The sequence below is a fragment of the Antrihabitans stalactiti genome, from assembly GCF_012932915.1.
Taxonomy (GTDB): domain Bacteria; phylum Actinomycetota; class Actinomycetes; order Mycobacteriales; family Mycobacteriaceae; genus Antrihabitans; species Antrihabitans stalactiti.
Genome location: NZ_VCQU01000005.1, coordinates 278,177 through 300,652, shown reverse-complemented (window position 1 = coordinate 300,652; position 22,476 = coordinate 278,177). Strand labels below are relative to the sequence as shown.

Here is a 22,476-nt window from a genome sequence, read left to right as displayed (position 1 = left end):
TGTCCAGGTCAGCGTGGACCCTCTGTGCATTTGTACTCACCGGAGACGAACTGCATGCTGAGGTGCGGAATTCTCGCGACGTTGTAGACAGATGCGCTCTGCGCGCTGCCGACGATGTTGTACGCAACCGCCGAGTCGATCTCGCCACCGAACTGGTCGGCATGCCCACCGAGATCGATTGGAAATCCTCGGGTGTTGACGCTCGACGCTCCCTTGTTCAGGATCACGTTCCCGAAACCAGTGAGGTCGGCCGTCGCACCGAACGCCTCGGCGACGACGCCACCCGCTTCGATCTCATAGGTCGAGGGGTCGCCGTCGTTGGCGTTGAGCACAAGGGTCATCGTCTGGCCGAAGAACGTCGCAGGTTGCGCGAAGCACAGCCCACTGGCACTGACCTGCGCGATTGCGACTCGTGCCAGCCAGGTGTCGTATGTCTCGCCGTCAGGACCTTTGGTGGGAGCAGCAGTCGTTATCAGACCGATTCCGTGTAGCTGGGCTGCCGAAGTCGCCAAGCTGGCGGTACCGGATTGCGCGGTGATGTTCAGCGCGATTGCGCCGTTGGCAATGTTGAACCCGATCGTTCCCACCGCGATGAGCGCTGGACACAGCGCGGCGACTGCGCGCGGCCAGCGGGTGCCGTTGATCTTCTCCGTCGCCGAAGTTTTCGCTATTGCCACGGTTTCACCTCTACGACGGTCGCAGGAAGGCGCGCCGATTCGACACCAGGTGGTGCGGTGACCTTGACCGCATACGCAAGCGCATCCAATTGACCGACGTATACGAGCGACGGCAGCGGTACGTGGTTATCGACGAGCAAGGTCAGGATCGGCACCACAGCTTTGACGTCGACGCACGGCCCGAACCTGGACATGGTGCTGTTCACGGTCGGCGTGAGTGTGTCCGCGATCAGGCGGAGTACCTCGTCCAGCCGTCCGCCGAACACGCCCGCGTAGCCGACAACCAACGCGTTGAACGCGTCCGCGGTGACGCAGAAATCGAAGCGTTTGACTTCAGCCCACAACTCGAGTGTCGTGCCTGGACTGCCTAGCGACGCCGCCGTCACCCCACTGCCGTAGTTGTTCAGAGTCAGGGTGAATTGGCCAGGCCTGGCCTGGTCGATCCGAACGTCGTCCATCTCGGCGTATTCCATCCGCATGTACACCAGCGGCGGTGACACCGTGCCATCGGTGGCCGTCAGGAACTGGTTCAAGGCCGCGGTCTGCAGGTTGTAGATCCGGGCCTGACCGAGCGAGCGCAGGTGCAGCGGCGTCGGCCCGATGTCGAACCCCGGACCGGCAACCGGGGCAGGCGGTAGCTGGTGATAGCCGATCGCATCGGCGACGTTCCCCGGTCCGTATGCGGTGGTGGCGAGGAGCGCTCCCGCACACAATGCCGCGGCGATTCGACCGAGCCGCCTCACGGGACCGACTCGTGCTCGGCACTGCGATCGATGACCGGCCTACCGTCATTGAGCAAGGCGCCCTTGATCTTTCGCCCCAGATGCAGGGGCTTCTTCGGACCCCAACTGATCACCATGGACGAGCCGACCATGCCGAACACCATGCCAAGAAGCAGTCCGCCGAAATTGGAAACCAGCAGCGACGCAACGGCAAGCAGCAAGCCGATGATTCCCGCGACGTACCGTTGGCTCGGCAGACACCAGGCGAGCAGCCCGCAGGCGATCATCCCGCCGCCGGTAAGCCAGCCACCGAACCCGACGATGCCGGTCGACATGACGATTTGAATCGACACCATCGACAGGCGCAGCACGAGCCAGCCGCCGAGGGTCAGCCACAGACCGCCCCAGAACGGCCGAGTACGCCGGAACGACTTGAACCACACCCGTGCGCGGTGCACCGCCGTCAGCACGTTGCTTCGCCCGGCTGGATGTTCATGACCAGGTGGGGGATCTTCATTTGACCGAGGATCGCGGCGCCGTACGCAGTGCCCGTGATGTTCTTGGCCTGAACATCGGAGTCGGAAGCGTCGAGCCCGAAGCCTCCCGGTTGACCACCGATGGATTGGCCGCCGAACATGATTTCGTCGGCCGACTTCCCGATGACCGCGTTCGACATCACGGTGTCGTCCAGCTCGCCGGCTGTCATATCGAAGAACATGTTGTTGCCTGCGCCGCCGCTCGCCTTCATGACGATCGTGTAGTTCACGCCGAGCACGGACTGCTCGATGAGCGCGCACAGGCCGGTGATATCGGCGCTCTTCGCCGCGCCGTGCAGAGTGGCATCCTGCCTGATCGAACCATCGTCGTTCTTGACGTTCACCGAACCCATGATCGCGACCAAGCCGTTGCCGTTCAGTTCGTCGATGTGCATCGTTATCGGCTGGTTGGCGAAGTTGACGCCGGCGGCGAGCACGCCTTCGACGATGGCGTTGCCGATCACAGCCGACACGACCGCTGCCGGGAGCATCACAGCGACGCCGCGGGTCCAGCGCGTCCCACGAATCGTTCCGTCGGTCGCCTCTGCCTCCATTGCGTCGTTCCACGATTTCACCGCGGCGACCGACTTCGCGCGGGCATGGACTGCTAACTTGGCGAACGATTGTCGGATGCGGTACGCGGTGCGCCGATTCGGATTGCTCATCTCTCGGGGTTCCCTTCACCCTCACGGGAAGTGGTTGGGGGCGCGAATCGCCAAATCGGAGGTCGTGTGTCGCTAGTCATCGTTCGACGCCTGTCGCTCGTGGTCGCAGCGGTGCTGGTTCTGGCGCTGGTCACCTTCGCGGGGGCCGCGCTGTCGTCGATTCCAATTCGGGGGACCAGCATGGAGCCGACCCTGCGGGATGGCGACCGCATCTTCATCAACCCGCTCGGATCGAAACCGGAGGTCGATCGCTTCGCGGTGGTCGTCGGCCGGTTCTCCAAGAACGGACCCCAAGTGGTCAAGCGCGTAATCGGAATACCAGGCGACATGGTCCGGATCGACAAGATCGGGGTGCGCGGCGGAGTGGTTGCCGTGCAGCCCGGCGGCACCGGACCGTGGTTGATCGTCGACAATCCGGCCTGGAACGAGCGCTGGGGCAAAGCGTCGTCGAATTGCTGCACTCCTGACGGCAAGCTGACCAGTGTCGTTACGCCGCAACGTGTCCCCGACGGGCAGTTGTTCCTGCTCGGCGACAACTTCGCCGCCTCGGACGATTCGCGCGCGCACGGCTGGGCGCCGATCGAATTTGTGCGAGCCGTTGCGACATGGCGCTCGTATCCGTTGAGCAGCATGGGCCGCATCGCCGATGACGTCATGCTGAAGCCGGCTTAGTGACCGAGACGGTCGGCTGATCCGAACGACCGTCCTGCGCCTTGCGCATCTTCCGTGACGGTTTGTCGGGTATCCAGCCGAATGCCATTGCGCCGCCGACGATCCCCCACATCATCCCGGCGATGAATCCGCCGAGATTGGTCAGCGGAAACGACAACAGCGATGCGACGACGGCAACTATTGCGGCCAGCCGCCGCTGCGATGGCATGAACCAGATGAGCAGACCCATGGCGATGAGCACCACAGCGATGGCGTAGCCGTAGATAGCTCCGCGACCGGCATGAATGATGAGCGAAATCGGCCCGAGCGGGATGTACCCGATGATCACCCCAGCGACGATCACGAACAGCCCGCCCCAGAACGGGCGGGTCTGGCGAAACCTCCGGAACCGTGCGAATACGCCGTCGTCGCGCGTCATCTCAGCCTCAATAGCATTCTTGATCTGGGCCATTGCCGTGACTGAGATCGGGGACCTTGATTCCGCTGATCGACAGCGTTCCCGCGATCACCGCGCCGACCGCGGTGCCCCTCATCGATCCGACCGTGCCTCGCGCCTGCGCTTCGACGCCGAAAGCCCCGGGCTGCCCGCCTTCGGTTCCCTTCAGCGACGAGGCATCCTGACCGACAATCATCGGAGCGACCAGGTCGGTGATGTTGATCTCGTCCACGTCCATCGATCGTGCCGACGCCGTCAGATTCGTAGCCTTGGTGTCGCCTGTCGTGCGCATCCGGAGTGTGTTGGTGCCGATGAGCGGAAACGTCAGGCGTAACGAGATGCACATTCCGTCGGCGAGTTCGGCCTCGGGAACTGTCGCCAGCACCACCGGGACCGTTTCACCCTCGTTCTTCATCTGCTGACCGGTCGGATAGATGGTGAGGCCCTTCGGGGCAACCAGATCGTTGGCTGCGACCTTGAATTCCTGCCCGGTGATGGCGAGATTGAGCGTCATTTTTCCCCGAATTGCCAAGGCCCCCACGATAAGTACGCCCAATAGAGCGGGAAGAAGGAGAATCCCGGTGCGCCGCCACGACGTTCCGCCACGGGTCACTGCGCGCATATCGATCCTCACGATTTCTTTCTCGACTCCGGGCAAACCTACAAGCGGTTCGGGTTCCTGGAGGTCGAAAATAAGAATTCTCTTACAACCGTTTTGGGGTTACTCGAAGACCTAGATAAATCGCGCACGAGCTGGTGATAACTTGTCGGCACATACAAGGAGGCGGCGTGCTTCACCAATACAACACGCTCTGGGTGGAGCTGATTACGGTCCCGCTGTTCACGGGCATCATCGGCTACATCACCAACTGGACCGGCGTCCTGATGTTGTTCAAGCCGTTGGAGTTTCACGGCGTCAAAGTTCCGGGCCTCAGAATTGCGTTTCCGCTCCTGCCGAAGCGGGTGCAGGTACTGCCGCTGTTTCGGTCCGACGGCAGGATCGGCTGGCAGGGCATCGTCCCCTCGCGCGCGGACAAAATGGCCAGCCTGGCCGTCGACAAGGGACTTGCCAAGCTGGGCAGCGTCTCGGATTTCTACCAAACGATGGAACCGGACAAGATCGCCGCGCACTTCACCCGGATCGCCGAAGCCGAGATTCGCAATCTGGTGGAGAAGATCATCGAGCGGGAGAACCCCGCGATGTGGCGCAACATGCCCGGACCGATCAAAGAGGCCGTGCACGCCCGTATCAAGCAGCAACTACCGCAGATCGTCGACTCGCTCAAAGACGACATCGGCGACAACATCGACGAACTGATCGACGTCAAGCTGATGGTGATCAAGCACTTCACGTCGAATCCGCAGTTGCTCAACGACCTGTTCATGATCATCGGCCGCAAAGAGCTGACGTTCATGCAGAACTTCGGCTTCTATTTCGGCTTCCCCATGGGATTCGTGACCGTCGCCATTCTCGAGTGGGTGGCGCGAGAGTGGTGGATCCTCCCCCTCTGCGGCATCGTCATCGGCTGGGTCGTCAACTACATCGGCATCTCGATGATCTTCGAGCCGGTTTTCCCGAAGTGGTATTGCCCGTGGCGCCAGGGCTTGCTGCTCAAGCGGCAGCCCGAGATCACGGTGCACTACGCCGAGATGGTCTCCAGCAAAGTGATGACGTTGGAGAACATCGGCGAAGAGCTCATGCACGGGCCGAGCGGCGACCGCACGATGGCACTTCTCGAACACACGTTGAAGCCTGCGGCCGACAAAGCGGTCGGGCCGGCCAAGATGATGGTCAAGGCCACGATGGGCATCAAGGAATACGGTCGGATGAAAGATGCGATGGCGCCGGAGGTTTCGGCGCTCGCACCGCTGATCTACGGCGACGAAGACCTCGGTCGCGAGCAGTCGATCAAGATCCGCGAGTTCATCGCCAAGCAGATGGCCGTGATGGGTCCGGACGATTTCGTGCAGCTCCTGCGCTCAGCCATCAAGCAAGACGAATGGTTGTTGTTCGTCCATGGCGGCGTCCTCGGCGCATTCGCAGGTTTGTTGCACTTGGCCATCTTCGGCGTCTGAGGTCCATCCAGATTCACACGATCAAGAATTTTTGAAGTCAGCCACGCGTGATGGGTCGCCTGGTAGCGTCAATCTCCGTCGAGCTGGTGCGTTTTCCCGCTCGCCACACACCTGACCACCTGAAACACGACGTCTCACAGGTCGACTCGACAGTGAAGTTGTGCCGTTCCCGGCTATCGGAAGGATCTACTGATGGAGTCTTACCCGCGGGTAATCGTCGGAACGGATGGCTCCCCGGACGCAACCGCGGCAGTGAGTTTGGGCGCACGCGTTGCTTCGAGCCTCGGTGTTCCGCTCACGATCCTCGTCGCGTACGACGGCGACAGTGGTCGCGACCGTGAATGGGCCGAGGGCATCGCGACGGCGGCAGCCACGCTCGCGAAGGGTGGCGGTGCCACCGATGTGACGAGCAACCCGGCGGCCGGCGAACCGGACGACGTGCTCCTCGGGGCGGCCGAAGAGAATCCCGAGGCTTTGCTCATCGTCGGTTCGTCCGGATTGACGAAGGCGACGGGGCGACTGTTCGGGAGCACGTCCAACAAGCTGGCCCATCACAGCTTGGCGGACGTTTTGTATGCGCGAGACCCGCTTCCGCACGCGTGGAACTTCGTCGGCCTGGCTACGGATGGTTCCGATACCTCGGTCAAGGCGGTTCGCCGCGGACTGATCCTTGCACGCGCGCTGAAGGCGAAGCCGCGCTTGATCACGGCGGCAAAGAACGAAGAAGCCGGAGCGGAGACGCTCGCCGAGGTCGCCGCGAAGATCGGCGAACTTCCCGACGGCGTGGAACTGCAACGCGAGGTCATTCCGAACTCCGATGCCGACAGTGCACTGACCGGCAAGGCCTGGAAGTGGGAACTTCTCGTGATCGGTAACCGCGGTATGAGCGGTCCGGCGCGGCTGCTGGGCTCGGTCGCGAACAAGGTCACGCACGGCGCCGAGTCGAACCTGTTGTTGGTCAACACTTCCCGGGGATAGGCGCACCACATCGCACGAAAGGCGGCCGACTTGAAGTCGGTCGCCTTTCGTCGATTGTCCTGCGCGACATAGTATTCGACGCTGCATGGGACACTCCGACCCGCACGAAACAGACCGACTGCACCGATATCGGCCATTTTCAGGACGGCACGGTCGAGTGCAGGCCAAGATAGCCCTGAAGGTAAATCAACGGGGTTTACGGTTTGAATGCAAGGAGCAGCGCGTGTCCATCTTGGCAGCTGGGCCCTTTCTGGACTGGGAGGAGATGACCGGCCAGTCGAAGTTCATTGTCGACTTGGTCAGCGTCCCTATCTTCAGCGCTATCGCGGGCCTCATCACGAACTGGACCGGCGTTCTCATGCTCTTTGCGCCGGTCAACTTTTCCGGCTTCTACACCCCGGGGCTGAAGTCGATCTACCCGTTCTTCCCCCGCAAGGTGCAGATTTTGCCGGTGTTTGCTCCCGGTGGAATCCTCGGCTTCCAGGGATTCATCCCGGCGCGGGCCGAGAAGATGGCCGCCATCTGCTGCGACAAGGCAATTCTCAAGATCGGTAGCATCAAGGACATCTTCCAGGAGCTCGATCCGGAAGGAATCGCTGATCACGTCGCCGACATCGCAAAGAACGATCTTCGCGGGCTGGTCGACGAGGTTATGGAACAAGAACACCCCGATCTGTGGCACGACCTGGCCCCGCAGATGCGTGAGGTGCTCTACAAGCGGATCGACGACGAGCTGCCCGCAATCTCGCGCAAAGCATTCGTCCAGATCGGTGACAACGTCGATCAGCTCATCGATATCAAGCTTCTGGTCGTCGGCTTCCTTCGCAAGAACCCGAAGATCCTGAAGGAAATCATCCAGGGCCTCGGCGGACCGGAACTGAAGTTCATGGTGTGGATCGGGCTGCTCGGTTTCCCGATGGGCATCTTCCTCGCGTTGTGGCTGACGTTCGTGCACTACTCGAGCGACCACGTCAAGCACGCCCATGAGCAGGATCCGAATGCGTTCTTCATCAGCCTGCCTTCGTGGCTCAGCTCGATCGTGCACTTCCTTCCGCCGTGGCTGTGGGTCGTCGGCGGCGCCGCCGTCATCGGCGTCATCGTCAACATCATCGCCATCAAAATGGTGTTCGAGCCCGGCGAACCGCAGCCCCGCTACAAGTACCTGTGGAAGCAGGCGAAGTTCGCGAAGCGTCAGCACGAGGCCGCGGGCGACTTCGGCCACGCACTCGCCTACCAGGTCCTCACGCTCGGCAACATCGCCAACGAACTGCTGAACGGACCGCGCGGAGATAAGACGCAACGGCTGATCCAGGCCGTTCTGGCAGAAGAAGTCAGTCGAATCCTCGGGCCGATGAAGTCGATGCTCCGAGTCGCGGTCGGTGCTCGTGAATTCGATTCGATCCTCACCGGATCGGGCGGAGCCGCGCTGGACATGGCGCCGAAGTTGATGGACGACACCGAATTCAACAAAGTGCAGTCCGAAAAGATCGACAAATTCGCTACCCAGAAGCTCCGGGAAATGGCGCCGGCGGACTTCATGGAAATGCTGTACGCCGCAATCGAACAGGACGCCTGGCTGCTCTATCTGCACGGCGGACTACTCGGAGTTGTTGTCGGCGCCGTTCACCTTCTGATCTTTGGAGCATAAGTCATGACTCACGCTGCCCCGGACGACGAAAAAGAACAGACTGGAGAGGATGTCGCCGCCCCCACTTCTGACGGCAGCCTCTTCGGCAATCTCACCTCGCAAGCGAGCGGTGCGGCTGCTGTCGCCGCAGGTGCCGCCGCCAAAGTCGGTAATGGCGGCGGGATAGCCGGCGAATTTGCGCGGGCGGGAGCCGAAGCCGGAACGAACCCCACCGACGCTGCCGGTCTCGCCAAGCTCGCTGGAAAATCGTTCATGCGGACCCTCGGCGCAATAACCAAGGGTTCGATCGACACGGCCAACGAAATTGCCCACGACATCAGCACGGGCGAACCGATCACCGAGATCGTCGATCAACGAGTCGAACAAGTCCGGTCGGCGGCATGGTCCGCACTCGGCATGGAAGAGCGAGTTGGCGGCATCGCCCTCGGCAAGGGAGCCACTGCCCGCGACCTTCGTGCACAAGGCGATGCGCTGATCGACATCTCCTGGAACGTCGCCGCGCAACCGCGTGAGCAGCACCCTGCGTTCAAGCAGATCCTGGATTCCCTCGTACCCGACGAGGCGCGAATCCTGCGCTTCCTCGCCGTCGCGGGACCTCAGCCTGCCATCGACATCCGGACGAAGACCTTCCTCATGAAAGGGTCCGAGCGGATCGCAGGAGGCATCTCCTACATCGCGGACATGGCAGGTTGCGCGTGGCCGGACCGCGATCAGCACTACCTCGCCAACCTGAACCGGCTTGGACTTGTTCGCTTCTCCGAGGAGCCGGTGGACGACTACCGCCGTTACTCGCTCCTGTCGGCCCACGCGAAGGCGATGGAGGCGCAGGAGAAGGCGAAGAAGACCATGGATGTGTACCGCAGCATCTACCTGTCGCTGTTCGGGAAGCAGTTCACCGAAGCCTGCTTCACGCTCGAAGGCTACGACGCAGGCGGCTGGGCGGACAGCTCGTACAACGACAACATCATCGGTAAGGGACGGCGCGTGTACGCGCCCAAGCATCACTGAGTTTCAGTCCAAGCGAGGCCGGCTGATCAGCCGGCCTCGCTTGCTTTTCCGGATAGCGAAGTGATCTTGGCTTGATACGCTCGACTCGGTCGAGTCGAGAGGCGGTGACGTAGATGGTGACCGAAGCCCGCCCGACTCATCCGCTCGTTCGACGACTGGCAGCGCTGGTTGCGTTGTCGCGGCCGAGCGTCTGGATCACCTCCCTCTTGCCGTTCTGTCTCGGCTATGTGCTCGCCACCCATCGCTTCCTTCCGGCAAGTTGCACACCCCTTACCGGCGATTGCTTCGCAGACATCCGGCCGCTGGCCACCGGCATTCTGTTGATGGGTCCGCTCGCTTGGCTCGCTATCCTCGCCATCAACGATGCGTCGGATCTGCCTGGGGACCTGCACAATCCACGCAAGGTCGGCAAGCCGGTCGCCAGCGGACGAATGTCGGCGAACAACGCGACGAAGCTGGCTTACGTCGCAGGCGCCGTGGCGCTCGGTGTCGCGATCACGATCGGGTTCCCGATCACGGTGATGACCCTGCTCTGGCTGGCGCTCGGTTGGGCATACAGCGTGCCGCCACTACGGCTGAAGACTCGGCCCGGCTGGGACGTCGCGACCAATGCGGTCGCGGTCGGCGGTCTGGCGCTTGTCGCAGGGTGGAGCGTCGCGCAACCGATAGTCGACTTCCCATGGATCATGGTTGTCGAAGGCCTGCTCGTCGGCACCGCTCTGTACTTGCCGACCACTCTCGCCGACTACGACGCCGATGTTGCAAGCGGATACACGACGAGCGGAGTTCGCCTCGGGCGCGCACGAGCCCACTACATCGGCCTGGGCGCAATGGCTGCATCCTGCGTGATCGCAATCGTGCTGTCCGCGAGCGACTATGTCATCCCACATCGGATGCTCGGCATCCAGATCGTCGCCGCACCGATCCTGATCGGCGCCTACCACCTGCTTTTGAGTCGGGCACACGGCCCGAAGGCCGTCGTCAAAGCGTCCGTCGTCATCACGCTGATGTTCACGGCAGTCAACGTCGCATTCGGCGTGATGTACGTGGGCTGGGTCTAGCTCACATCGACGTTGCCGATACCGGCGCGGCTTTTCCGTGCGAAGCGCTTGTCATCAGTCGCGTGATCTCGGCTTTGTCAGCAGCCGACGGTGTTCCCCAATCCGGTTCGTAGCCGTAGACGGTCCGCAACGACGTCGCAGATTCCAGACCGTTGAGGATGTCGAGGTCGTCGGTGCAGATCAGTCCCGGATGCGCGACGCCGCACGCTTCCGACACCTTGAGCAGGTCGCGGCGCAGCGTCTTGATGTAGTTCGCCGCCCGGACCGACTTCGACTCGGCATCCAAGCCGCGCGCCAGCCATTTGTTCTGTGTCGTGATCCCGGTCGGGCAGGTGTCGGTGTGGCACTTCTGCGCTTGGACACAGCCGATCGACAGCATGATTTCGCGGCCCACATTGACCATGTCCGCGCCGAGCGCGAACGCCACGACCGCGTTTCCTGGCAAACCGAGCTTGCCGGACCCGATGAAGGTCACCTTGTCGGTCAGGTCGGCGCGGGCGAAGCATTTGTAGACCTCGGTGAAGCCGACCCGGAATGGGAAGGACACCGATTCGCTGAAAATCAGTGGGGCGGCACCTGTTCCGCCCTCTCCCCCGTCGACGGTGATGAAGTCGACACCGCGATCCGTGGACGACATCTGTGCAACCAGGTCGTGCCAGAAGTCGAGGTTGCCGACGGCCGACTTGATACCGACCGGGAGCCCAGTCTCTGTCGCGATCAGCTCGACCCAGTCGAGCATGCTGTCCACGTCGTGAAACTCGGCGTGCCGGGACGGGCTTGCGCAGTCCTTACCCACGGGAATCCCGCGGATCTCCGCGATCTCGGCGCTCACCTTCGCGCCGGGCAACATCCCGCCGAGGCCAGGCTTGGCTCCTTGGCTCAGCTTGATCTCGATCGCCTTGACCGGTCCGCTCGCGACGACATCTTTGAGCTTCTCGATCTCGAAGCGTCCCTTGTCGTCGCGACATCCGAAGTAGGCCGTGCCGATCTGCAAAGTGAGGTCACCACCTTGGCGGTGGTACGGCGACAGACCGCCTTCGCCGGTGTTGTGCAAGCACCCCGCCAGCCCAGCTCCCCGGTTGATGGCCTCGATCGCCGCGCCGGACATGGAACCGAAACTCATGGCAGAAATGTTGACGATCGACCCAGGCCGGAAGGCCTTGGCCCGGCCACGTGGCCCGCCGAGAATCTTCGCGCTCGGAATCGAATCCTCTTCGCCCGTGTGTGCCCCAGTGCCCGGCGAAATGTCTGCGAACGTGCGGTGCTTGATGATGGGGTACCCCTGCGTGTACTCCATGTTGTTGTCGGTGCCGAAACCGTAATAGTTGTTCTGCAGCTTCGACGACGCGTAGATCCAGCGCCGCTGGTTTCGACTGAACGGGCGCTCCTCGTCGTTACTCGTGACGATGTATTGCCGCAGCTCAGGACCGATCTCTTCGAGCAGGTAACGCATGTGCCCGAGTACAGGGAAGTTTCGAAGCAGCGCGTGCTTCTTCTGTGTGAGGTCCCACGCGGCGAGGCCCGCGATACCGGCAACTGGCAGCGCAGACAGGGCGGCGCGGTTCCATTTCATTGCGCTAGTAAATCCGAGAGTCGGCAGGTCCGGGGCCGATTCGGCAACCTTTCGGTGAACTCCGAATGATCGGTCGATCCAGGTGCGTGCGCGCGAAATTTTCGGCCATTTCGCCGTTACTCGGTTTCACACGCACTTTGCGTCCTATCCTCATATGGGTCGAGGTTGGAAGAGGTGCCGCATGACGCCCGATCAGATCCAGGGAATGGCCTCCTTTGCCGAGGGCATGGTCAAGCGCGTGGCACCGTTCGTGCAGCAGATCGTCGAGGAACACCCGAACAGCGCCGAGTGCGGTGGGCGCGGTTCCTGCCCGCTCTGCGCCTATGCCGCGATCGCACGTGGTGAACAGAGCGAGTTGCTCAACTTCCTCGCCAAAGAAAGCGCGATGGTCACCGCACTGTTTTCGGCTGCGGTCGACGCTGCGAAGCGCACCTGACCGCACCCGTCACTCGTGTTCGGCGGCCAACTCCAGCCAACGCTCTTCGGCCGCTTCCTTCTCGGCCCTGACCTTCTTCAGTTCGGCGCCGAGGGTACTCAGTCGCTCCGGTGCGGTCGCCGCATCGGCAAGCTCGGCGTGTAGCGCAAGCTCGCGTTCGTCCAACTTCGCGACCGTGCGCTCGAGCTTGCTCAGCTCCTTGCGCGCGGCCCGGTGAGCCGCGGCGTTCGTCGGCGCCGATGACGTGCTCGTCGGTGTGGCCGCCGGCGCCTGGTCGATGGCCCGCCGACGGAGATACTCGTCGATCCCGCCAGGAAGGTTGGTCAGCTTGCCGTCGCCGAACAGCGCCCACGTCGTATCGCAGACTCGCTCGATCAGGTAACGGTCGTGACTGATCACGACAAGGGTCCCCGGCCAGCTGTCCAGCACGTCTTCCAACTGCTGCAGCGTGTCGATGTCGAGGTCGTTGGTCGGTTCGTCGAGCAGCAGGACGTTGGGCTCGCTCATCAGAATCCTGGTGAGCTGCAGTCGACGACGCTCGCCACCGGAGAGATCGGCGACCGGGGTCCGTTGCCGTGACGGCGCGAAGCCTAACCGCTCGGCCAGCTGACCGGCAGAAATCTCCTTGTCCCCCAGCATCATTCGCTCGGCGACATCTTGCACTGCCTCGAGTACCCGCATCCCGAGCGGCAGATCGTCCAATTCCTGACGCAGCCAACCGATCTTGACGGTCTGTCCTTCGATCCTGCGGCCCGTGGCGAGCTCGGCGTCGCCCGCGAGTGCGCGCAGCAGCGTCGTCTTACCCGAACCGTTCACACCGACCAGTCCGACCCGCTCCCCCGGAGCCAGCCGCCACGTGAGGTCTTTGACCAACTCGCGGTGATCAGGCGATTCGAGGCGAACGTCTTCGAGTTCGATGACGACCTTGCCGAGCCTGCGACGGGAGAACGACGCCAGCGAAATACTGTCGCGAGGCGGCGGGACGTCGGCGATCAGAGTTTCAGCGGCCTCGATCCGGTAGCGCGGCTTCGACGTTCGTGCCGGCGGACCGCGCCGCAACCACGCCAACTCCTTGCGAGCCAGGTTTCGTCGGCGCGCTTCGGACGCGTCGGCCTGGCGGTCTCGTTCGGCGCGCGCGAAAATCCAGTCGGCGTAGCCGCCCTCGTAACTCTCGACCTTGCCGCCCACGACCTCCCAGGTCCGCGTGGCGACCGTGTCCAGGAACCAGCGATCGTGAGTGACGACGACGAGGGCACTGCGTCGGGTCAGCAAGTGTTGGGCCAGCCACTGGACGCCTTCGACGTCGAGGTGGTTGGTCGGCTCGTCCAGCACGACGAGGTCCAGGTCCTGCACCAGCGCTGCAGCCAGAGCCACGCGGCGACGCTCGCCACCCGACAGGTTGTCGACGAGCGCATCGATACCGAGACCGTCGATGCCGATGCCGGTCAGGATGTTGCGGATTCGCGAATCACGCGCCCACTCATTTTCTTCGCCACCGAGCGGATGCAGCACGATATCGGCGATCGTCGAACCCGGCGGCAGTACACCGCGCTGAGTCACGACCGCCATCCGTAGCCCGCCGACAACGCTGACGCGCCCCGAATCGGGTTCCTCCAGTCCCGTCAGGACCTCGAGGAGCGTCGTCTTACCGCCACCGTTGAGGCCGACGACGCCGATGCGCTCGCCTTCGTGGACACCGAGCGATACAGCGTCGAGGAGCGGTTTGACGCCGAAAGACTTGCTGACCTGCTCGAGATTGATGAGATTGGGCAAACTACGTCCTACCGATTGATTCGAGATCGATCACTTTTGCGCCGCCGACCGGTCCGGCTGCGACGCGGACGCTGCGGCAGACGCCCGCACCCGAAAGCTCGGTGCTGACTTCGATCGCGGCGTCGGCACTCTCGCACAGAAATGCACAGGTCGGTCCGGAGCCGGAAACGATCCCCGCCAGTGCTCCAGCGTTGATTCCAGCGCGCAAGGTGCGCCGGAGTTCCGGTTTCAAGGATAGTGCCGCCGCTTGCAGGTCGTTACCGAGCAGCGCCGCAAGCTGTGCGGAATCACCCGCCGCGAGCGATTGCATCAGCTTCTGGGCGTCGCCGATGCGTGGCGGTTGCCCCTGGCCGCGCAGCCGATCGAGTTCGCGGTACACCTCCGGCGTGCTCAAACCACCCTTGGCAAGCGCGAGCACCCAATGAAAAGTGTTGCGGGACAAAACAGGTAAGAGCTTTTCGCCACGGCCGGTGCCGAGGGCGGAGCCGCCATGCAGTGAGAAAGGAACGTCGCTGCCCAGTTCGGACGCGATGTCGGCCAATTCGTCACGAGTGAGGTCGAGATGCCACAGCGCGTTCAGTCCGACGAGCGTCGCCGCGGCATCGGCACTGCCGCCGGCCATTCCACCTGCGACGGGGATGCCTTTGTCGATGACGATTTCCACCAGCGGGTCTCGCCCGACCTTGTGCGCCAGCCGCGTGGCAGCCTTCCAGACGAGATTGCGACGGTCGGTCGGCACGTCGCGAGCACCTTCGCCGCGGACCTTGATCGTGAGCGCCTTCGCCGGCACCAATTCAACCTCGTCGCACAACGACAGCGCCTGAAAAACGGTGGTGAGTTCGTGATATCCGTCGGGCCTCAGATCGCCGACGGCAAGATGCAAATTGACCTTGGCGGGTGCGCGCACCAGAACGGGGCGCGGGACGACGGAGAGCACAAATGAACAGCCTATCTCCCCGCAGCTGTGAGTCTTTCCGGAGTCCACGGACTCCGAAAAGACTCACAGCGGTCTTCAGTTCTTGATGGCGCGGCTGCCGACCCACAACCCTACGACGGCGACTGCAACGGCAGCGCTCGTTCCGGCAGCCAGCTGCGCGAGCCCGAAGTCGCCTGCGAACAGCGCACGCTCGGTGTCGACGACGTGGCGCAGCGGGTTTACCTTGACGAGCACCTGCATCCAGCCGGGCGCGTTGTCGAGCGGAAGCATGGTCCCGGAGAGGATCAGCATCGGGAACATGAGGGTCTGCTGGACGGTCCAGAACACCCAGTCCTGATTGCGGACCGTCAGGGCAAGCGAGTACGACAGCGCGCCAAGACCGATACCGAAGATGCCGAGGATCACGATGCCGACGACGGCGCCGAAGGGATTCAGGTCGAGCCCCAGCGGCAACGCGACCAGCAGAATAATCACCGCCTGCCCGGCCAGCGGAATCATTTCCTTGAAGGCGCGCCCGATCAGCAGCGACGATCGGTGCAGCGGCGTGACGAGCATGCGCTCGTGAGAACCGTCGTGAATCTCCTGGAGCAGATTCGAGCCGGTCATCGACGTGCCGAAGATCGCGATCATGGCGAGAACGCCGGGGACGAACCAGTTCCAGACCTTGTCCCCCATGCCAGGTATGCCGTCGAGCAGCGGACCGAACAACGCAAGCAGAATCAAAGGCTGGGTGAGGCTGAAGAACACGGTGAAGGGATCGCGAGCCGCGGGGCGAAGTTCGCGGTTGCAGACGATGACACTGTCGCGGAGCAGGGTGGTCATGGTGTTTTCCTCTCGAGTCTGTGGATGATCAAGCAACGGTTTGGGTTTCGCGCAGGCTGCGGCCGGTGAGGCCCAGGAAGACGTCGTCGAGGGTCGGGCGGCTGAGTTCGACGGCACTCACGCGGACGCCGACGGCTTCGGTTTCGCGTAGCAGCTCGGGGATCGTCGTGTCGCCGCGGTGCGACCGCACTCGCACGCTCGAGCCGGCGACCGTCACATCGCGGACCGACGCAATTCGCTCCGCGACCTCGGCGGTCCGGGTGGCCGCGTACGCATCTGCGACGGTGACGACTACCAGGTCGCTCGCCAACTCGTTCTTCAGTGCTGCCGCGGTGTCGTCGGCGATCACGGTGCCTTTGTCGATGACGACGACGCGCTCAGCCATCGAGTCGGCTTCCTCGAGGTAATGCGTGGTGAGCACGATCGTCGTTCCGGTTTCGCGCCGCATGCGGAGGATGTGCTCCCACAGGTTCGCGCGCGATTGCGGGTCCATGCCGGTCGTCGGCTCGTCGAGGAAGAGTAGCGGCGGACGGTGGACGAGGCCCAGTGCAATGTCGAGGCGGCGCCGTTGCCCACCCGACAGCGTGCTGACCGAGCGGCCGGCGAATTCACCCAGGTCGAGAGCCTCGATGAGTTCTTCGGCGCGTTCTCGAGATGCCGCCTTGGTCAGTCCATAGCAGAGGCCTTGGGTGACGAGCTCGTCGCGGACGCGCTGATTGTTGCCTGCTCCGCTGCCTTGACCGACGTAGCCGATTCGCCGCCGGACTGCGTCGCGGTCGTCGGTGATGCTGAATCCGGCGACGTGCGCCGTCCCCGATGTGGGCGCGAGCAGGGTGGTGAGCATTCGCAGGGTCGTCGACTTGCCCGCACCGTTCGGACCGAGCAACGCGACGAGCTCGCCTTCGCGCACATCGATATCGACACCGCGGACCGCTTCGACGGTCGACTTGCCCTTCGTGAATGTCTTCGTCAGACCTCGCGTCTTGATCATTTGATTTCTCCTTCGTCGTTGACGTTCGAGATTCACGCTATGAGCGATTTAGGACAGTTTCAGTCCTCGATAGCTGGCATTCTTGAACCATGTTGGAAACCTCGGCGCGACTGCTTCGACTGCTGTCGCTACTGCAAACCCGTCGCGAATGGTCGGGCGCGGAACTCGCTGGTCGGCTCGACGTCACCACCCGGACCGTGCGACGCGACGTCGATCGGCTGCGCGATCTCGGCTATCCGGTCGATGCCAGCGTCGGTGTCGGCGGTGGCTACCAACTCGGGGCGGGCGCGGAGATGCCGCCATTGCTACTCGACGACGAGGAAGTGCTCGCGGTGGCGTTCGGTCTGCAATCCGGCGCGACCGGACCGATCGTCGGTATCGGCGAACCGTCGGTCCGCGCGTTGACGAAATTGCGCCAGGTGATGCCCTCTCGTTTGCGGCACCGGATGGAGGCGTTGCAGGTCGACGTCGTTGCGCGCCCCCAGGCGAAATCGGCGGTCGAGGCGCGCGTGCTCGCCACCATCGCGTCGGTCTGCCACAACCGCGAGCGGTTGCGCTTCGACTACAAGACGCACGACGGCACCGAGAGTCGCCGTGAAGTCGAGCCGTATCGCGTTGTCCGTGCGGGACTGCGCTGGTATCTCGTCGCGTGGGACCTGAGCCGTGAGGACTGGCGCTCGTTTCGCGTCGATCGCATGACACCGAAAATCCCTACTGGCCCGCGCTTTTCGCCTCGCGCGTTACCACCGGGCGGAGCTGCCGAGTTCGTTTCCCGGGGCATCAACCGAGCGTTCACCAAGGCCACCGCTCGCGTACTGCTGCACGCACCGTTCGACGGGATAGCACCGATGGTGCACGAGGATTGGGGCTCGTTGGAACCCACCGACGACGGCAACTGCATCGTGGTCATCGGCGGTGACTCACAGAGTTCGATCGCAAAGTGGTTGTCCGCGTTCGACGTCGAGTTCACGGTCCTGGATCCGCCTGAGCTCCGGGAGGAATGCCGATCGATCGCGGAGCGCCACACCCGGATCGCCGCGCGATATGCGGCCGCGGCGGTCGACCCCACATCCTGAGTGGTTGCGATGGGTACCCCATGGGGGTATGTTCGAGGCATGACGAACACACAGTACTCAGTCACCGGGATGACCTGCGGCCACTGCGTCGCATCTGTTCGTGAAGAGGTCACGAAACTGGCCGGAGTCGAGTCGGTCGAGGTCGACCTGCAGTCCGGCCTCTTGTCGATCGCGAGTTCACGCGAATTGTCCGACGACGACGTGATCGCCGCAGTCGACGAGGCCGGCTACGAAGCGGCTCCGCTCTGATGTCGACCTCGACGAAAGTCATCGCATTCGTCGCCGGGCTGGTCGTCGTATTCGCGGCCGCCCTCGGCATCGGCAAAGTGGTCGGCGGACCGAGTGAACCGAGCGAATCAAAGCAACACGGTGACCACGACATGGCAGGCATGGCCACGCCGGATTACGGCCTGCAGAGTACCGAGTCCGGCTACACCCTTGCCGGACTCTCCTCGCCCTCGGCAGCGAATGCGCCTGGCGCACTGACCTTCACGATCACCGGCAGCGACGGAAAACCCGTCACCGCATTCGACACCGAGCATGACAAACAGCTGCACCTCATCGTGGTTCGGTCCGATACTGCGCAATACCGGCACGTACATCCGACGATGAGCGCAGACGGCATCTGGTCGATCGACTGGACCTGGCCTACCGGCGGCAACTATCGCGTGTTCGCCGATTTCGAGCCGACCGGCGGTCCGGGCAGGCTGACGTTGAGCTCAGCGGTCAGCGTCGGCGGGACATTCGAGCACCGACCGTTGCCTGCGCCTTCACGGACCTTCGAGGTCGACGGGTATACGGTCACCCTCGAGGGCGACCTGACCGTCGCCGGTGGAACATTGGGCTTCACGGTCACACGGGACGGCCAACCGGTCACCGATCTGCAGCCGTACCTTGGAGCGAACGGACACCTCGTCGCCTTACGAGCGACCGACCTCGCCTACCTGCACGTGCACCCCGAAAACGCCAGCAGCCCAGGCCCGACCGTCCAATTCCATGCCGAAGCACCATCGGCAGCCAGCTATCGCTTGTTCTTCGATTTCAAGCACGGCGACGTCGTACGGACCGCGGAATTCACGGTCACCGCCTGACCCGTGCGCGCGTCTCACCCCCACAGGGGTGAAAATCACGCACAGTTCGCGGGGCGCACCACCTCCTCGGTCGGCAACGCTCATGACGCACGGCATTTTGTTCCACACATACGCAATTGCGCTTGCGTCGAACAAAATGCGCTGCGGGAGTGGGATTTGGGCCAATCCCAACGCACCGAGCGACATGAAAGGTGGGATCCTCTCGGCAGCCGAGTGGAATCCCACGAAGTTAGCGGCCAGAGGGGCCAGACTCACTCACAGTTGGCGAGGCGCACGAAGTCGGCGGTCGGCAATGTTTCGCCACGGGCGGAGGGATCGATGCCCGCTGCGACCAACCGCCGCTCGGCTTCGGCAGCCGAACCCGCCCAACCGGCGAGCGCGGCGCGCAGCGTCTTGCGGCGCTGTGCGAATGCGGCGTCGACGACGGTAAACACTCGCTTGCGGTGTTCGACGTCCATCGGCCACGGCGGATCGGCGTACCGATCGATACGGACCAGCCCCGACTCGACCTGCGGGACCGGCCAGAACACCTGCCGCCCGACCGCGCCGGACCGTTTGACCGTCCCGAAGAAGCTCGCCTTCACACTCGGGACCCCGTAGGTCCGGCTGCCGGGCGGGGCAGCGAGCCGGTCCGCGACCTCGGACTGCACCATGACCAGCGCGGTCCGGATGGTCGGGCACTCGGCAAGTAGGTGCAGCAAGACAGGGACCGCGACGTTGTACGGAAGGTTCGCGACGAGCGTGGTGGGTGCCGCGGGCAACTCGCCGAGCCGCACGCGCAGCGCATCCGCGGTGATGACGGTGAGCCGGTCGGCGAGGTCTGCGGCGCGTTCGGCGACGGTCGCAGGCAGCCGCCCAGCGAGGACCGGATCGATCTCGACCGCGACAACCGCCCCAGCGACATCGAGAAGGGCCAAGGTGAGCGAACCCAACCCAGGCCCTACTTCGAGTGCTACATCGTCGCTGACGACGCCGGCAGCGGCCACTATGCGTCGCACAGTGTTGGCGTCGTGGACGAAATTCTGGCCCAACTGCTTCGTCGGGCGAACACCCAGCTCGGCGGCGAGCGTACGGACCTCGGCCGGACCGAGGAGAGCTGCTTTGCCGCGCGGACTGGTTGTCACATGCGCAAATCTAGCGTGAAGGGTATTTACCGGTACCCGAGGCGACTCGTGCACGCCGGCCACGCACCCCAGCCCTGACGCTGCTGAGTGATGGAGCCGATCGCGATCTGCTCTTCGCGGGTCGCGAGGTCGGCACGGGGCGCGTACTTCAGACCGCCCTGCCGCTCCCACGTGTTCTGGTCGAACTGGATGCCGCCGTAGAAGCCGTTTCCGGTGTTGATGGCCCAGTTGCCGGTCGCCTCGCATTGTGCGAGCGCATCCCAGATCGCGCCGTCCTTGACCGGGGGGACCTCGGTGCCCGGCTTCGCGCCCACACGGACCGTCTTCGGCTGGGCAGGCACGGTCACGTTTGCGCTGACCTGGTTACGGCCGACCTCTTTGCCGTTGACCATGTTGACCGCGAAGGTCACGTCCTGTACGCCGGGCGTTCCCGGGGTCTCTTCGACGCGACGGCTCATGTTCATCTTCTCGTCTTTGATGATGTTCTCCGGCGGCGCGAGCGGCAGGGTCTCGACCTTGTTGACCGTGCGATTGCGCGTCACCGTGATTTCGAGACCGTCGGTGAGCGGCGTGCTCGCCGCAGGCACCACGGTGTCTTGCTGCTCGAGCGGGGCACCCTTGGCTGCGAGGAACTCGCCGACCGTGGGCGCTGCGAGCCTGACATCGCCGAAGGAGCCACCTGCGTCAGCGAAGCGGACGACGCGGGGGTTCAACACGTCGAGTGCTGCACCATCGAGCGGCAAGCGCTGCGACCGCGATGCCGACGTGTGCACGTCGTTCGCGATCTGGAGTTGTGCGAGCGCCTCGTCGACAGTCAGTGCGGTCGTCCACACCGTGCGGGCCTGCCCGTCGACCGTGAGGTTCACCTCGCGTGCGCGGCGCAGGACAATCGTGTCGCCGTCGGAGATGCTCGCATCGAGCGCGGGCGCAACAACGTCGCGTTCCTTCACGGAGTAGCCCGCGGCCTTGATTGCGCCTTCGACATCCGTGGTCATCGTGGTGAGCGAAATACGCTCGCCGTCCACGTCGACGGTGACCGACTTCTGCCTGGCGATCGCCATGACTCCGCCGATGATGAGGGTGGCCAGGAGTGCGGCCACGACGGCGTACAGCAGCGGCGATCGGGTTTGGTTGATCCGACTTATTGCTGACATGGTCACAAGACGGTAACGAGTTAAGCAGGGTATCGCAACCTCAGCGCCCTGACCACAGGGTATGTCCGTAACAGTTCCGCATAAGGCCTGTGTTTAGATCACGGGTTGGCCGTCAGGCTCCGCTATGAGCGGAAATTGCGCTGGTCCTGCCAAATCCTACGAAAAATGGCGGCCTAGGCCCATGGCAATCGATAAACCCGTTCGGCATTCGCCGTCGCCGCCGCGGCGAGGTCTTCCGGCGCTTGATCCCGCAGCTGCGCCAGCGCCCGGACCGTGTACGGAAGGCAGTACGGCTCGTTCGGCGCACCGCGAAACGGGTGCGGCGTGAGGTAGGGCGCATCGGTTTCGACCAACAGTTGCTCGTCGGGCACCAACTTCGCCGCCTCGTGCAACTCGCGCGCATTCCTGAAACTGACCGTGCCGGAGAAGCTCAAGATGTAACCGGCCTCCACGCACGCCAGCGCCATCGTCGCGTCCGACGAGAAGCAGTGGAAGATCACCGTCGGCGGCGCACCTTCGTCGAGCAGAACGGCAAGCAGATCGTGGTCGGCTTCGCGGTTGTGGATCATCAGCGGTTTCCGAAGTCGCTTCGCGAGGTCGATATGCCAGCGGAAACCTTCGACCTGCTCCTCGATACCGGCGCAGCCTTCGAGCTTGCCGGGCCAGTAGTAGTCGAGGCCGGTCTCCCCGACCGCGACGGTCCGGGGGTCGCTCGCGAGCCGTTCGATCTCCGCTTTCGTGGCGTCGTCGAGCGCATTCGCCCGCGTCGGATGGATCGCGACCGCGGCAAACACCCGCGAGTCCCAGTGCGCTGCCTCGACCGTGAATCGGGCAGCCGCGAGATCGTCCGCGACGGTCACGACCCGGCCGACCCCTACTGCCGCCGCGCGGTCGACGATCGCCCGCACCCCGTCTGGATCGATCGCACCGCACGCGTCAAGGTGAGTATGAGCATCGATCAGCGGCGCCAACGGCGCGGGAGGCTCAGGTGCAGGACGATCGGACTTCACGCCGATTACC

The 22,476-nt window shown here is 63.5% G+C and carries 24 protein-coding genes; 10 read left to right on the top strand and 14 right to left on the bottom strand.

Going from position 1 to position 22,476, the window contains the following annotated elements; genetic code table 11:
* Window positions 1-8: 8 nt before the first annotated feature.
* Genes FGL95_RS16525 through FGL95_RS16510 form a run of 4 tightly spaced genes read right to left on the bottom strand, consistent with a single transcriptional unit; the run spans window position 9 to window position 2,600 of the window.
* Entirely contained in the window at window positions 9-677 is a 669-nt protein-coding gene (locus FGL95_RS16525) for a hypothetical protein (protein WP_169588735.1), read from the bottom strand.
* Window positions 668-1,420, bottom strand: coding sequence for a hypothetical protein (locus FGL95_RS16520; RefSeq protein WP_169588733.1), 753 nt, complete (start codon window positions 1,418-1,420; stop codon window positions 668-670). Before FGL95_RS16520 ends, FGL95_RS16525 begins: the two co-directional genes overlap by 10 nt.
* The gene (locus FGL95_RS16515; RefSeq protein WP_206071946.1) at window positions 1,417-1,869 is read right to left on the bottom strand and encodes a DUF6114 domain-containing protein; all 453 of its coding nucleotides are present in this window, start codon (window positions 1,867-1,869) and stop codon (window positions 1,417-1,419) included. The genes FGL95_RS16520 and FGL95_RS16515 overlap by 4 nt, the downstream gene beginning before the upstream one ends.
* Complete coding sequence (locus tag FGL95_RS16510; RefSeq protein ID WP_169588731.1) at window positions 1,863-2,600, bottom strand: DUF6230 family protein; 738 nt, start codon at window positions 2,598-2,600, stop codon at window positions 1,863-1,865. Before FGL95_RS16510 ends, FGL95_RS16515 begins: the two co-directional genes overlap by 7 nt.
* A 66-nt stretch (window positions 2,601-2,666) precedes the next feature.
* On the opposite strand from FGL95_RS16510, the gene lepB reads away from it, so the two are divergent.
* Window positions 2,667-3,272 (top strand): signal peptidase I, encoded by a 606-nt coding sequence (lepB, locus tag FGL95_RS16505; RefSeq protein ID WP_169588729.1) that lies wholly within the window; start codon window positions 2,667-2,669, stop codon window positions 3,270-3,272.
* Here the strand turns inward: lepB and FGL95_RS16500 are convergent.
* Together FGL95_RS16500 and FGL95_RS16495 are read right to left on the bottom strand one after the other, a co-directional pair.
* Window positions 3,253-3,690, bottom strand: a complete 438-nt coding sequence (locus FGL95_RS16500; protein ID WP_206071945.1) for a DUF6114 domain-containing protein — start codon at window positions 3,688-3,690, stop codon at window positions 3,253-3,255. The two genes, lepB and FGL95_RS16500, sit on opposite strands and share 20 nt — an antisense overlap.
* Before the next feature lie 7 nt (window positions 3,691-3,697).
* Window positions 3,698-4,330 carry a DUF6230 family protein gene (locus tag FGL95_RS16495; protein WP_169588727.1) on the bottom strand — a complete coding sequence of 211 codons (633 nt, stop codon included), beginning with the start codon at window positions 4,328-4,330 and terminating at the stop codon, window positions 3,698-3,700.
* 167 nt (window positions 4,331-4,497) lie between these two features.
* On the opposite strand from FGL95_RS16495, the gene FGL95_RS16490 reads away from it, so the two are divergent.
* The 5 genes from FGL95_RS16490 to FGL95_RS16470 all read left to right on the top strand — a co-directional run bounded on the left by FGL95_RS16490 (window position 4,498) and on the right by FGL95_RS16470 (window position 10,479).
* The gene (locus FGL95_RS16490) at window positions 4,498-5,784 is read left to right on the top strand and encodes a DUF445 domain-containing protein (RefSeq protein ID WP_169588725.1); all 1,287 of its coding nucleotides are present in this window, start codon (window positions 4,498-4,500) and stop codon (window positions 5,782-5,784) included.
* 192 nt (window positions 5,785-5,976) lie between these two features.
* Window positions 5,977-6,762 (top strand): universal stress protein, encoded by a 786-nt coding sequence (locus tag FGL95_RS16485; protein ID WP_169588723.1) that lies wholly within the window; start codon window positions 5,977-5,979, stop codon window positions 6,760-6,762.
* Between the two features lie 223 nt (window positions 6,763-6,985).
* Window positions 6,986-8,410 (top strand): DUF445 domain-containing protein, encoded by a 1,425-nt coding sequence (locus FGL95_RS16480; protein WP_169588721.1) that lies wholly within the window; start codon window positions 6,986-6,988, stop codon window positions 8,408-8,410.
* Between the two features lie 3 nt (window positions 8,411-8,413).
* Window positions 8,414-9,418 (top strand): Abi-alpha family protein, encoded by a 1,005-nt coding sequence (locus FGL95_RS16475; RefSeq protein WP_169588719.1) that lies wholly within the window; start codon window positions 8,414-8,416, stop codon window positions 9,416-9,418.
* A 113-nt stretch (window positions 9,419-9,531) separates the two neighbouring features.
* On the top strand, window positions 9,532-10,479 hold the full coding sequence (locus FGL95_RS16470) for a UbiA prenyltransferase family protein (RefSeq protein WP_169588717.1): 948 nt from the start codon (window positions 9,532-9,534) through the stop codon (window positions 10,477-10,479).
* Window position 10,480: 1 nt separating this feature from the next.
* On the opposite strand, the gene FGL95_RS16465 is transcribed toward FGL95_RS16470, so the two are convergent.
* A complete protein-coding gene (locus tag FGL95_RS16465) occupies window positions 10,481-12,052 on the bottom strand; it encodes an FMN-binding glutamate synthase family protein (RefSeq protein ID WP_169588715.1) in 1,572 nt (523 codons plus the stop codon).
* A 181-nt stretch (window positions 12,053-12,233) separates the two neighbouring features.
* On the opposite strand from FGL95_RS16465, the gene FGL95_RS16460 reads away from it, so the two are divergent.
* A complete protein-coding gene (locus FGL95_RS16460) occupies window positions 12,234-12,488 on the top strand; it encodes a hypothetical protein (RefSeq protein WP_169588713.1) in 255 nt (84 codons plus the stop codon).
* Window positions 12,489-12,497: 9 nt separating this feature from the next.
* Here the strand turns inward: FGL95_RS16460 and FGL95_RS16455 are convergent, their stop codons facing one another.
* The 4 genes from FGL95_RS16455 to FGL95_RS16440 all read right to left on the bottom strand — a co-directional run bounded on the left by FGL95_RS16455 (window position 12,498) and on the right by FGL95_RS16440 (window position 17,011).
* Window positions 12,498-14,261 (bottom strand): ABC-F family ATP-binding cassette domain-containing protein, encoded by a 1,764-nt coding sequence (locus FGL95_RS16455; RefSeq protein ID WP_169588711.1) that lies wholly within the window; start codon window positions 14,259-14,261, stop codon window positions 12,498-12,500.
* A 1-nt stretch (window position 14,262) separates the two neighbouring features.
* Entirely contained in the window at window positions 14,263-15,198 is a 936-nt protein-coding gene (locus FGL95_RS16450) for a 4-(cytidine 5'-diphospho)-2-C-methyl-D-erythritol kinase (RefSeq protein ID WP_169588709.1), read from the bottom strand.
* A 75-nt stretch (window positions 15,199-15,273) separates the two neighbouring features.
* Window positions 15,274-16,020 carry an ABC transporter permease gene (locus tag FGL95_RS16445; RefSeq protein ID WP_169588707.1) on the bottom strand — a complete coding sequence of 249 codons (747 nt, stop codon included), beginning with the start codon at window positions 16,018-16,020 and terminating at the stop codon, window positions 15,274-15,276.
* Between the two features lie 28 nt (window positions 16,021-16,048).
* Entirely contained in the window at window positions 16,049-17,011 is a 963-nt protein-coding gene (locus FGL95_RS16440) for an ATP-binding cassette domain-containing protein (RefSeq protein WP_169588705.1), read from the bottom strand.
* An 89-nt stretch (window positions 17,012-17,100) separates the two neighbouring features.
* Between FGL95_RS16440 and FGL95_RS16435 the strand changes: the two genes are divergently transcribed.
* Genes FGL95_RS16435 through FGL95_RS16425 form a run of 3 tightly spaced genes read left to right on the top strand, consistent with a single transcriptional unit; the run spans window position 17,101 to window position 19,178 of the window.
* Window positions 17,101-18,087, top strand: a complete 987-nt coding sequence (locus FGL95_RS16435) for a helix-turn-helix transcriptional regulator (protein ID WP_169588703.1) — start codon at window positions 17,101-17,103, stop codon at window positions 18,085-18,087.
* A 39-nt stretch (window positions 18,088-18,126) separates the two neighbouring features.
* Entirely contained in the window at window positions 18,127-18,336 is a 210-nt protein-coding gene (locus tag FGL95_RS16430; protein WP_169588701.1) for a heavy-metal-associated domain-containing protein, read from the top strand.
* On the top strand, window positions 18,336-19,178 hold the full coding sequence (locus tag FGL95_RS16425; protein WP_169588699.1) for a DUF2613 family protein: 843 nt from the start codon (window positions 18,336-18,338) through the stop codon (window positions 19,176-19,178). The genes FGL95_RS16430 and FGL95_RS16425 overlap by 1 nt, the downstream gene beginning before the upstream one ends.
* 251 nt (window positions 19,179-19,429) lie before the next feature.
* Here the strand turns inward: FGL95_RS16425 and rsmA are convergent, their stop codons facing one another.
* From rsmA to FGL95_RS16410, 3 genes are all read right to left on the bottom strand, one after another.
* Entirely contained in the window at window positions 19,430-20,302 is an 873-nt protein-coding gene (gene rsmA / locus FGL95_RS16420; RefSeq protein ID WP_169588697.1) for a 16S rRNA (adenine(1518)-N(6)/adenine(1519)-N(6))-dimethyltransferase RsmA, read from the bottom strand.
* A gap of 26 nt (window positions 20,303-20,328) precedes the next feature.
* The gene (locus FGL95_RS16415) at window positions 20,329-21,456 is read right to left on the bottom strand and encodes a resuscitation-promoting factor (RefSeq protein WP_169588695.1); all 1,128 of its coding nucleotides are present in this window, start codon (window positions 21,454-21,456) and stop codon (window positions 20,329-20,331) included.
* 173 nt (window positions 21,457-21,629) lie between these two features.
* Window positions 21,630-22,466 (bottom strand): YchF/TatD family DNA exonuclease, encoded by an 837-nt coding sequence (locus FGL95_RS16410; RefSeq protein ID WP_169588693.1) that lies wholly within the window; start codon window positions 22,464-22,466, stop codon window positions 21,630-21,632.
* Window positions 22,467-22,476: the final 10 nt, after the last annotated feature.

Coding starts and splice junctions, on each gene's coding strand:
- FGL95_RS16500 (WP_206071945.1), bottom strand. CDS start 3,690: ATGACGCGCGACGACGGCGTATTCGCACGGTTCCGGAGGTTTCGCCAG.
- FGL95_RS16465 (WP_169588715.1), bottom strand. CDS start 12,052: ATGAAATGGAACCGCGCCGCCCTGTCTGCGCTGCCAGTTGCCGGTATC.
- FGL95_RS16430 (WP_169588701.1), top strand. CDS start 18,127: ATGACGAACACACAGTACTCAGTCACCGGGATGACCTGCGGCCACTGC.
- FGL95_RS16485 (WP_169588723.1), top strand. CDS start 5,977: ATGGAGTCTTACCCGCGGGTAATCGTCGGAACGGATGGCTCCCCGGAC.
- FGL95_RS16425 (WP_169588699.1), top strand. CDS start 18,336: ATGTCGACCTCGACGAAAGTCATCGCATTCGTCGCCGGGCTGGTCGTC.
- FGL95_RS16495 (WP_169588727.1), bottom strand. CDS start 4,330: ATGCGCGCAGTGACCCGTGGCGGAACGTCGTGGCGGCGCACCGGGATT.
- FGL95_RS16470 (WP_169588717.1), top strand. CDS start 9,532: ATGGTGACCGAAGCCCGCCCGACTCATCCGCTCGTTCGACGACTGGCA.
- FGL95_RS16445 (WP_169588707.1), bottom strand. CDS start 16,020: ATGACCACCCTGCTCCGCGACAGTGTCATCGTCTGCAACCGCGAACTT.
- FGL95_RS16475 (WP_169588719.1), top strand. CDS start 8,414: ATGACTCACGCTGCCCCGGACGACGAAAAAGAACAGACTGGAGAGGAT.
- FGL95_RS16415 (WP_169588695.1), bottom strand. CDS start 21,456: ATGTCAGCAATAAGTCGGATCAACCAAACCCGATCGCCGCTGCTGTAC.
- FGL95_RS16435 (WP_169588703.1), top strand. CDS start 17,101: ATGTTGGAAACCTCGGCGCGACTGCTTCGACTGCTGTCGCTACTGCAA.
- FGL95_RS16460 (WP_169588713.1), top strand. CDS start 12,234: ATGACGCCCGATCAGATCCAGGGAATGGCCTCCTTTGCCGAGGGCATG.
- FGL95_RS16440 (WP_169588705.1), bottom strand. CDS start 17,011: ATGATCAAGACGCGAGGTCTGACGAAGACATTCACGAAGGGCAAGTCG.
- FGL95_RS16510 (WP_169588731.1), bottom strand. CDS start 2,600: ATGAGCAATCCGAATCGGCGCACCGCGTACCGCATCCGACAATCGTTC.